Below are 8,932 nucleotides of genomic sequence, written 5' to 3'. Positions count from 1 at the left end.
TGCTTCAAGGTTGCTCATAATTGTATTTGATTGGTAGTCAATACAATATACTAATTTTTAGTTACTTGAGCAACCTTTTCTATAATGCACTACGGGTTATTTTATTCATATTATTCAAGTCAAAATCAGTTCTCATAATCACCAATATTCAAAAAAATAAATGCTAATTTTGGTATATGCGAATAGAAAACGAAATTAAATTAGGATTCAAAGACGTGATGTTTCGTCCAAAACGATCAACACTCAAATCCCGCTCAGAAGTGACGATAGAAAGAGAATTTACGTTTCTTCATACCCAAAAAAAATGGAGCGGCACACCGCTGATTGCAGCCAACATGGACACAGTTGGTACTTTTGAGATGGCTGAAGCACTCTATAAAGACAAGATTATCACCGCGGTTCATAAACATTATAGCGTTCAGGAATGGTCTGATTTTCTGAAAGATAAACCCGATGACTTCTACCAGTATATTGCGCTAAGTACAGGCACAGGAAAGGCCGATGAAGAAAAAATTAAAACCATCTTGCAAGCCAACCCAAAAATAGAATTTCTCTGCATTGATGTTGCCAATGGCTATTCCGAGCATTTTGTAGCGTTTGTGAAAAAAGCACGTCAGAATTTTCCTGATAAAATCATTATGGCGGGCAACGTGGTAACCGGCGAAATGGTAGAAGAATTACTTTTGGCAGGTGCCGACATCATCAAAGTGGGGATTGGTCCTGGCTCTGTTTGCACCACGCGTGTAAAAACGGGTGTCGGCTATCCGCAACTTTCCGCCATTATAGAATGTGCCGATGCAGCGCACGGTCTTGGCGGTCAAATCATTGGTGATGGCGGCTGCAAAGTTCCCGGAGATGTGGCAAAAGCCTTTGGTGGCGGTGCCGATTTTGTGATGCTCGGCGGTATGTTTGCCGGACACGACGAAAGTGGTGGCGAACTCATCACAGAAAACGGAAAAACCTACAGACTTTTCTACGGAATGAGCTCTCAAACTGCGATGGATAAACACGCTGGCGGTGTTGCAGAATACCGCGCCTCGGAAGGAAAAACCGTGAAAGTCCCTTACAAAGGTCCGGTGACAGAGACTGTAAAAGATATTTTGGGCGGCGTGCGTTCTACTTGTACTTACGTTGGTGCTTCTAAACTGAAAGAGCTTTCTAAAAGAACAACTTTTATCCGTGTTCAGGAGCAGGAAAATCAGGTTTTTGGTGGATAAAGTTTATGAATGCTCTATAATAACACCTTAATTTTCAGTCATTTAAAAATATAATTATTGTATTTTTATAAATCAAAACCACTCTAATTAAAGAGTTGATTATCAGACAATTAAAGAATAAAAAGGGTGTGTCTCCGACATTGATGTCGGAGACATCAAACTAAATAATATGAAAAGAGACTTAACAAATTCTCCTGTTGAAAGAAAAAATGTATTAAATAATAATATAGCAATCCCTGAAATATATAAGGCGGTAAGCTTTCCTGGAGTTCTTCTTGAAAAAAAATTCCGTTATACAAAACAGCAGCTTTCAGAATTTTTTGAAGTTGACGTTAGAACTATTGAAAGGGTTTTAGCAAATAACGAAGACGAAATTATTTCAAATGGATACGAAGTTCTTACTGGAAATCGATTAAAGATATTTAAAGAAGAATTTATCAAAATAATTAATCCTCATTACAAAGAAGAATTAAATAAAGCTCCATCTTTAGGTGTTTTTACATTTAAAGCTTTATTGAACTTTGGAATGTTATTAACTGATTCTGAGAGAGCTAGGCAAATTCGATCACTCATTTTGGACATTGTTATAGATGTTTTAAATGAAAAAATGCAAGGTCATACAAAATTTATCAATCAAAGAGAAGAACAATATCTTTTTGTTGCTATGGATGAATTTGATTATAGAACTAAATTTACAAATGCTATTGATCATTATATTGAAAAGAATAATTTTAAGTATTCTCAACTTACTGATAAAGTATATAAAAGTATATTTAAAGAAAATGCGAGTGAGTATAAAAAAATTCTTCGTTTAAACTCTAAACAGAGCGTTCGTTCTACTTTTTACACAGAAATTTTAAGAATTATATCCGACTATGAAAATGCTTTTGCAGTCGAGTTAGAAGATTGCTTTAATGAAAAAGGCAGAAAATTAACTCTTACAGAAGCACATTCTTTATTTAATGATTTTTCCAAAAGAGCTGAAAAGATGATGTATGCTTCTATACAAGATGCTAGAAGTAAAATGGCTAGTCGGGATTTAGCTTTTAGAGATGTCTTACATGAAAAATTAGAGGACTACATAAAAGAAGTTTCGGAAGAAGATTTTGAAAAATTTTTAGGAGAACAGAGTATGACAATAGAAAGGCGTTTAGAAGAGAACAAAGATGTATTTAAAAGATTAAAAGATAGATAATAATGCTACTTTATTTCCCTAAAGAATTTGCTATCAAAATTCATGACAAAATTTTAGATATTTCAGGTGGACATAAAGGTATTAAGGATGAAGGCAATATTGAAAGTCCACTATACCACATCCAACAAGACATATATTATCCATATCTTGAAGATAAACTCACACATTTAGTTTTTTGTTTCAATAAATTCCATGCTTTCAATGATGGTAATAAGCGAACATCAATTGCTCTAGGTGCTTTCTTTTTACAAACGAATGGTTTTGGAAATATCGTGAATAAATTTATTCGAGAAATGGAAAATATTGCTGTTGCTGTTGCCGACAATGTTATTGGTAAAGAATTATTGCACGATATTATAGCATCTATTATTTATGATGATGATTATGATGAAATACTAAAATTAAAAATTTTCGATACTTTAAATAGTATTAACAAGGATGTAGGAATTAATCTCGCTGACAATAACACTCTTTGGGATTTATATTAATTCACAAGAAAATAATTATCCAACTCTCTTCTCAACGCAACCGCTGCTTTTTTAACTTCTACTGTCCAGTCATCGGCAGCACTTCCATCGGCGCCATCAGAAATGTATTTAAAACAAAGAAAATCAATCGATTCCGAAGCCGAAATCTTTGCAAGCGCAAACGCTTCCATATCAATAACATTATATTCTGGGTTGGTATGCTCTATTTCGAATTGATCGCCCGAACCGCAAATCCCTTTTGGTAAATGTTCTATGGTTAAACCATAATCCAATATCACTGGATCATCGGAAAAAGGTGTTTCAAACTTCTGAAAACCCAAAGCCCGAACATCCATATCTCTTTGGATAAACTGGGTGCAATTTACCACGCTTCCTCTATCAAATTTGGTGCTTCCTGCTGTCCCAAGATTGATAATCAAATCGGGTTTGTTATCTACAATGGCTTTCGTCAAATGATAGGCAGCATTTACTTTTCCTATGCCTACAAATAGCTTGTTAAAATCATCAAATGCTTTGCCCGCTTCTGACTCTAAGGCAAAAACGAGCAATACATTTTTATATTCTTTTTGATTGATAATCATATCCTTACACTAAGGCTTTTTTAGGAAGAAAAGCGTTAATGTCCTCGCACCCTGCGCACCACGAACCAATACTGCACCAATGTCTGCCGTTGCAGAAGGTCCCATCATAAAGCATCCGTAATGAGCATCCGGGAAATTGGCAATCTTGTAAGCAGTATGCATATTCTCGGTAATATCATCCGTATCTAGCAAAACTGCCAAATGTTGAGACAAAAATCCCATAGAATCTGTGACCAAAGATTTTTCGGTTATCCAAACCATTCCCATCTCTGCCACACCAAATTCTGCTCGGAAGATACCCAAATCTACATCATTAAGATCTGCAGGTTTTTGCACATTAATATCTTTGTTACCTTGCCACTCTTGTGTTGCAGAGCATATCACCTTGGCATCAGGAAGTTTATTTCGCATAATTTCCTGAGCTTCTGCAACAGAACTGATATCATAATAATCGACTGCCGCCAATTTTGCATTTTTTTCGAACAGCTCTTTTAGTTTAACATCGGCTTTTTTGAAATCCGGAACAAAAGGATAATCCACTTTTTCTCTGTTGGCAAGATTCTCCTTTACGCTATTTAGCAACTCTTCTTTAGTCATTTTTTGATCTGTTTTTCTTATACCAATCTCTAAAAGTTTCTTTCTTTACCTCCGGCAGTTCTCTGTCTTCTACCCAAGGATCTAACGTGCTGTTTTCTAATAAAGATTTTGGTAAAATATTAAGCATGTTAAATGCTGTTTTTTCCATTTTCTCAAAAGCTTTTGGGCTACCCAACAAACGGTCGGCTGCGGCAAATGCCAATCTTCTTCCGAATGGTGTTTTTTTGTTTTCCATCATTACTTTTCGCCATTCCAGAATCTGATCAGAAATATTGATATGAACCGGACAAATCTCGGTACAAGAACCACAAAGCGAAGAGTGGAATGGCAACTCAGAATACATATCCATATCGAATGTAGGATCCAAAATGATCCCGATTGGCCCGGAATATGTTGCGCCATAAGATAAGCCTCCGCTACGTCTGTAAACAGGGCAAACATTCATACAAGCACCACATCTAATGCATTTTAGAGACTCCCAAAACTTGTCTAAAGAAAGCCTTTTGCTACGTCCGTTATCTGTTAAAACCACATGCATTTCTGTCCCTTTTCTCGGTCCCGAAAAATGCGAAGTGTATTGTGTGGCGGGTGTTCCCAAAGCGCTTCTTGATAATAGTCTGATAAACACACCCAAATCTTCTTTCTTCGGCAGAATTTTCTCTATACCGATACTGGCAATATGCAACGGCGGAATGCTTGCGGTAAGGTCGGCATTTCCCTCGTTGGTACAAACGACAAAACTACCTGTCTCTGCAATGGCGAAATTGGCACCGGTCATCCCTGCATCAGCGACAAGAAACTTTGGTCTGGCATTATTCCGCATCGCTTCGGTAAGAGAGTTTTCGTCATTATCATTGGGATCTGTTCCTATCTTTTCTGCAAATAGTTTGGCAATGTCATCGGTTGTTTTCTGGATAGCCGGCATCACAATATGACTTGGTCTTTCGTTGGAAAGCTGCTGAATCCTTTCGCCCAAATCGGTCTCCAGAACATCGATTCCTTTTTTCTCGAGGAAGGGCGTCATGCCACATTCTTCCTGCAGCATCGATTTGCTTTTGATGATGCGTTTTACATCATGAGAATTCAGAATATCATACACAATGGCATTATGCTCATCGGCATCCTTGGCAAAATGAACTTTGATGCCATTTTCTTCTGCCTTCGTCACAAACTCATCAATATAATGATCGAGATGCGTAAGTGTATGTTCTTTGATTTGTGAGGCCAGATTTCTTAGCTCTTCCCACTCCGGGATTTCGGATGCCACTTTGCCCCGTTTCATCACGGCATTCCAAAGATTTTTATCGTGCGCCGCTTCGTGTATATCATCCTGCTTGATGAATTTGCGTGCGTTATCTTCTATATTAATTCTTCCCATTGTTGATTTAATTAAAAAGGTCCGTTATTAAGAACCTGAGCAATGTGTACAAACTTAAGATTCGATTTTTCTCGTTTTGCAATCCCTTCCTGATGCATCAGACAAGACATATCTGGCGAAACCACATATTCTACCTCATGTTTGGTATAATCTGCAACTTTATCCTGACCCATTTTGGCACTCACGGCTTCGTCGGTTACACAAAACGTACCGCCAAAACCGCAACATTCTTCTGGTCGGTCTATGGTTTCTATTTTAACGCCGGACACTTGTTTCAAAAGATCTTCAGTTTTGTTGAAGTAAGGCTCTTGCCACTCAAAACGGGATGCTACGTGGAGCCCACGGATAGAGCTGCAGGAGTTGTGGATAGCAACGGTATGCGGAAAATCTGCCCACGGAAAATCTTTGACTTTGAGAACATCGTGGATAAACTCTACCAGTTCTATGGTTTTGTGACGTATTTGCGTTACGGTATCGGTCTGAGGAATGGCATCCATATGAAATTTAACGTGCTTTACGCAACTGCCTGCCGGCCCAACAATATAATCGAAATCGAGGTCTTTAAAATTTTCACAAAACTGGGTTTCTGTTCTCACAGAATGCTTTTGGTCTCCCTCGTTGGCCATTGGCTGTCCGCAACATGTTTGCTGAAGTGGTACTATTACTTCTACACCCAATTTCTCTAACAACTCCAAAGTGGCAATGCCTACATTAGGATAAATTAGATCTATATAACAGGGAATAAATAAGGCTACTTTCATTATTTATTATAATTTGAAGTTCAAATTTATAAACTAATATTTGTTTAAGCTGTTTTAAAAATTAAGAAATAGCCGTTCCCATCTCAATTTGTATTGAGTAAAAATAATTGCCATCAAAAAAATTTCAAGAGACTATTTGATAACTTATTTTAAGGCATATTAGTAATAAATGACAACAAAAATGGTCGGAAATAATCCGACCATTATAATTTACAGAACTTTATATTCCGTTTCTTTCCTCATTCTCAATTTCATCATCTTACCATCCAGATGTTTTATAAATGTAATTAACATTTTTAGCCTGTCCTTGTCCATAGGCAACTCCTATATCTCTTATAGATTTCAGTCTGTCTTTTTCGAGGCCAATTTCTTTATCTACCTTAAATTTCCACTCACGCCCATCTATTTCTATCACTCTTTTACCTACTTTATTTGCAAAAGCACTCACTTCTTTAAAGCAAGTTGCTCTGGGATCTATTCCTGATAAAATTTCTGCAACAACATTTGCTCCGTCGGATGTAGGGTTAGAATTCCAATAATTTTGTGCATCTGCAAGTTTAATTTTACATTCACCATTAATTTTATTCCTATACATTTGGTCTACTGAAGCTAATGCTTTGTCGTAACAGCTTGAAGATTCGGGAATTCCTGTAAGCATATAAAGTGCTTCATCAAACTGACTTTGATTTTCCAGCATTTTTGCTTCTTTTAAAACGGAGCTGCATCTATTATTATAATAATTGATTATCTGCTTTTTACCATTTGCTACAAAACTTTGAAATTCTGCCTCATTGAATTTAATATTTTTAAATGCATTGATAATGGCTTTTGTTTCATTAGACCCAACTCCTTTAACAGTTACTGATTTTGTTGCAAATTTATTGCCCTCTACTCCATCACCAATTATAAAGTTTATCCCTAAAGTGTATGCAAATGTAGATGGTGCGGTTCCCAAAACATCTTTTGTTAGAATATTCGAATTGGCTGTTAGAACAAATCTTGATGATGAATTGGTAATACCGTTAGAAGAAACAATTTGTTTTAGTTTATTCTCTAATACGGTATAAGCTTCATTATTTTGTTCTGTAACTTCAGGGTCTATATAAACAGATAAAGGAAAATATTCTGGGCTTTTTGAAGCTTGAGCATAATTCAAGTTTGAAATTCCTGATAAAATCAATAAAACAAAACAAATATTTAGTGTATTTTTCATAAAATTCAATTTTAATATTTATTATTTTTCACCTAAAATAATTGTAACTTCTCCTAGACCTTTCATAACAAGTTTACTTGTAATATTAAAAGGTGCTGCTTTTAAGAAATCTTGAAGTTTTCTAAAATGTTTTCTCGCATCTAGTGCTTTTCCCTTATCATCAAACATTGGAATTCTTACTTGTGTAAATACCATTTGATTATCGGTTGCCGTTTCGGTACTGAATCTAGACTTAACAGAATTATCGCTAACCCATTCCTCTAAAATAGTTCCCAGCTCTTTTCCTTCATATTCTGTTTCTAGATCGTTGTTCCAAGAGTCGAATTTTTTTATTTTGAGTACAACTTCTCTTCCATTGGCAAACATATCATCAAAATGGCTTTGCAATTTCGAATTAAAAACATCAATATTACTCACGACTGCTTCTTCTAAAAGAACAGGTAATTCTGAGGAAAAGGAAGAAGCTCCGGTTCCTTCTGAACTTGCAATTTGTTTATTAGAATAATTATCTAATCCTCTTAGAATATATGTTATAGATTTTTTTGGCCCTGTAGTATTTACTTTCCAGGTAATCTGCATAATAATATCTGCCTTTGCAACTTTTCGTAATCGATCAATTGGTGATTCTGAAACTGAAGCTCCAGATTTTGAGGTAAGAACAGCATCTTCAGCACTTTCTGAACTAATGTTTTTTACTGCTGTTTCCAAATCTACTAATGGAAAACCTCTGTCTGCCATTAAAGAGTTTATTTTACTAATTACTAATAACAACTCGGTATTTTCCTGTAACGCTCTTTTATAGTTTGGTATTTTATCTATACTCCCCTGATTTTTAAAAGACTCCATGAACCCGTATTGCTCACACCAATTGTCGCTGGGTACAACCATAATGGTAGGTTTTTTTGCCTGAGCATTTAGATTAAGGGTAAAAAATACCATTAAAGCCGTATAAAAAATATTCAAAATTTGCTTTTTCATGTTTCCGTTTTTTAAAATCCAGAAGATAAACCTCTTATTACACCTGCAGACTCCAAATCTTTTCTCAAAGCATCTTTCATTACAGATACCACAATACCAATCTTATATTCTCTTCCTACTTTCATTCTATCTTTTGCATCAATATTACCATCAGAAGATACATTCACATATTTTATATATTTTCCTCCATCTTCGAAAAAATTATCAAAATAGGCTTTTTGTTCCACTTCAATATTTGGATTGGTAGCTAAAGCTTTTTGGGTGATACAATCTCTACCATTACCAACAAATCCTTTAAAAACTACCCCATGTACAGCATTTTTTTTCGCTTGTTCTATCGCTACATTTCCTCTTTTAGAATAAGACCAAACTTTCACCAAATAAGTTCCTTCTGCACCTGTACCTGCGCACTCCACTTCATATCTCCACTGTTCTGTATCTCTTTCGGCTTTCTTTCTTGCTTGTCCAAAAAAAATGTTCGAGATTATAAGAGTAAAAACAATTATTACTTTTTGCATTTTTCT

General features: G+C 35.7%; 10 protein-coding genes. 3 read left to right on the top strand and 7 right to left on the bottom strand.

Translation table 11 applies throughout. From position 1 onward, the window contains the following. Positions 1-176: 176 nt before the first annotated feature. The 3 genes from IV513_RS01105 to IV513_RS01095 all read left to right on the top strand — a co-directional run bounded on the left by IV513_RS01105 (position 177) and on the right by IV513_RS01095 (position 2,900). Positions 177-1,217: a GMP reductase gene (locus IV513_RS01105; protein WP_209388671.1), complete on the top strand. Its 1,041-nt coding sequence runs from the start codon at positions 177-179 to the stop codon at positions 1,215-1,217. Between the two features lie 169 nt (positions 1,218-1,386). After that, a complete protein-coding gene (locus IV513_RS01100; protein ID WP_209388670.1) occupies positions 1,387-2,412 on the top strand; it encodes a DNA-binding protein in 1,026 nt (341 codons plus the stop codon). A 2-nt stretch (positions 2,413-2,414) separates the two neighbouring features. Next, the gene (locus IV513_RS01095) at positions 2,415-2,900 is read left to right on the top strand and encodes a type II toxin-antitoxin system death-on-curing family toxin (protein ID WP_245168823.1); all 486 of its coding nucleotides are present in this window, start codon (positions 2,415-2,417) and stop codon (positions 2,898-2,900) included. On the opposite strand, the gene IV513_RS01090 is transcribed toward IV513_RS01095, so the two are convergent. The 7 genes from IV513_RS01090 to IV513_RS01060 form a co-directional block, all read right to left on the bottom strand. Next, on the bottom strand, positions 2,897-3,481 hold the full coding sequence (locus IV513_RS01090) for a nucleosidase (RefSeq protein ID WP_209388669.1): 585 nt from the start codon (positions 3,479-3,481) through the stop codon (positions 2,897-2,899). The two genes, IV513_RS01095 and IV513_RS01090, sit on opposite strands and share 4 nt — an antisense overlap. A 9-nt stretch (positions 3,482-3,490) precedes the next feature. Beyond that, positions 3,491-4,078, bottom strand: a complete 588-nt coding sequence (locus IV513_RS01085) for an LUD domain-containing protein (RefSeq protein WP_209388668.1) — start codon at positions 4,076-4,078, stop codon at positions 3,491-3,493. After that, the gene (locus IV513_RS01080; protein WP_209388667.1) at positions 4,071-5,456 is read right to left on the bottom strand and encodes a lactate utilization protein B; all 1,386 of its coding nucleotides are present in this window, start codon (positions 5,454-5,456) and stop codon (positions 4,071-4,073) included. Before IV513_RS01080 ends, IV513_RS01085 begins: the two co-directional genes overlap by 8 nt. An 11-nt stretch (positions 5,457-5,467) precedes the next feature. Next, the gene (locus IV513_RS01075; RefSeq protein ID WP_209388666.1) at positions 5,468-6,217 is read right to left on the bottom strand and encodes a (Fe-S)-binding protein; all 750 of its coding nucleotides are present in this window, start codon (positions 6,215-6,217) and stop codon (positions 5,468-5,470) included. A 259-nt stretch (positions 6,218-6,476) separates the two neighbouring features. Then, entirely contained in the window at positions 6,477-7,430 is a 954-nt protein-coding gene (locus IV513_RS01070) for a hypothetical protein (RefSeq protein ID WP_209388665.1), read from the bottom strand. A 21-nt stretch (positions 7,431-7,451) separates the two neighbouring features. After that, entirely contained in the window at positions 7,452-8,408 is a 957-nt protein-coding gene (locus IV513_RS01065; protein WP_209388664.1) for a DUF6175 family protein, read from the bottom strand. A gap of 11 nt (positions 8,409-8,419) precedes the next feature. Then, positions 8,420-8,926, bottom strand: coding sequence for a hypothetical protein (locus IV513_RS01060; protein WP_209388663.1), 507 nt, complete (start codon positions 8,924-8,926; stop codon positions 8,420-8,422). Positions 8,927-8,932: the final 6 nt, after the last annotated feature.

This window comes from Chryseobacterium sp. RR2-3-20, assembly GCF_017808115.1.
Classification (GTDB): Bacteria; Bacteroidota; Bacteroidia; order Flavobacteriales; family Weeksellaceae; genus Chryseobacterium; species Chryseobacterium oryzae.
The sequence above is the reverse complement of the archived record's forward strand: the minus strand, read 5'-3'. Positions and strand labels throughout refer to the sequence as shown.

Coding starts and splice junctions, on each gene's coding strand:
- IV513_RS01100 (WP_209388670.1), top strand. CDS start 1,387: ATGAAAAGAGACTTAACAAATTCTCCTGTTGAAAGAAAAAATGTATTA.
- IV513_RS01085 (WP_209388668.1), bottom strand. CDS start 4,078: ATGACTAAAGAAGAGTTGCTAAATAGCGTAAAGGAGAATCTTGCCAAC.
- IV513_RS01065 (WP_209388664.1), bottom strand. CDS start 8,408: ATGAAAAAGCAAATTTTGAATATTTTTTATACGGCTTTAATGGTATTT.
- IV513_RS01070 (WP_209388665.1), bottom strand. CDS start 7,430: ATGAAAAATACACTAAATATTTGTTTTGTTTTATTGATTTTATCAGGA.
- IV513_RS01060 (WP_209388663.1), bottom strand. CDS start 8,926: ATGCAAAAAGTAATAATTGTTTTTACTCTTATAATCTCGAACATTTTT.
- IV513_RS01075 (WP_209388666.1), bottom strand. CDS start 6,217: ATGAAAGTAGCCTTATTTATTCCCTGTTATATAGATCTAATTTATCCT.
- IV513_RS01105 (WP_209388671.1), top strand. CDS start 177: ATGCGAATAGAAAACGAAATTAAATTAGGATTCAAAGACGTGATGTTT.
- IV513_RS01095 (WP_245168823.1), top strand. CDS start 2,415: ATGCTACTTTATTTCCCTAAAGAATTTGCTATCAAAATTCATGACAAA.
- IV513_RS01080 (WP_209388667.1), bottom strand. CDS start 5,456: ATGGGAAGAATTAATATAGAAGATAACGCACGCAAATTCATCAAGCAG.
- IV513_RS01090 (WP_209388669.1), bottom strand. CDS start 3,481: ATGATTATCAATCAAAAAGAATATAAAAATGTATTGCTCGTTTTTGCC.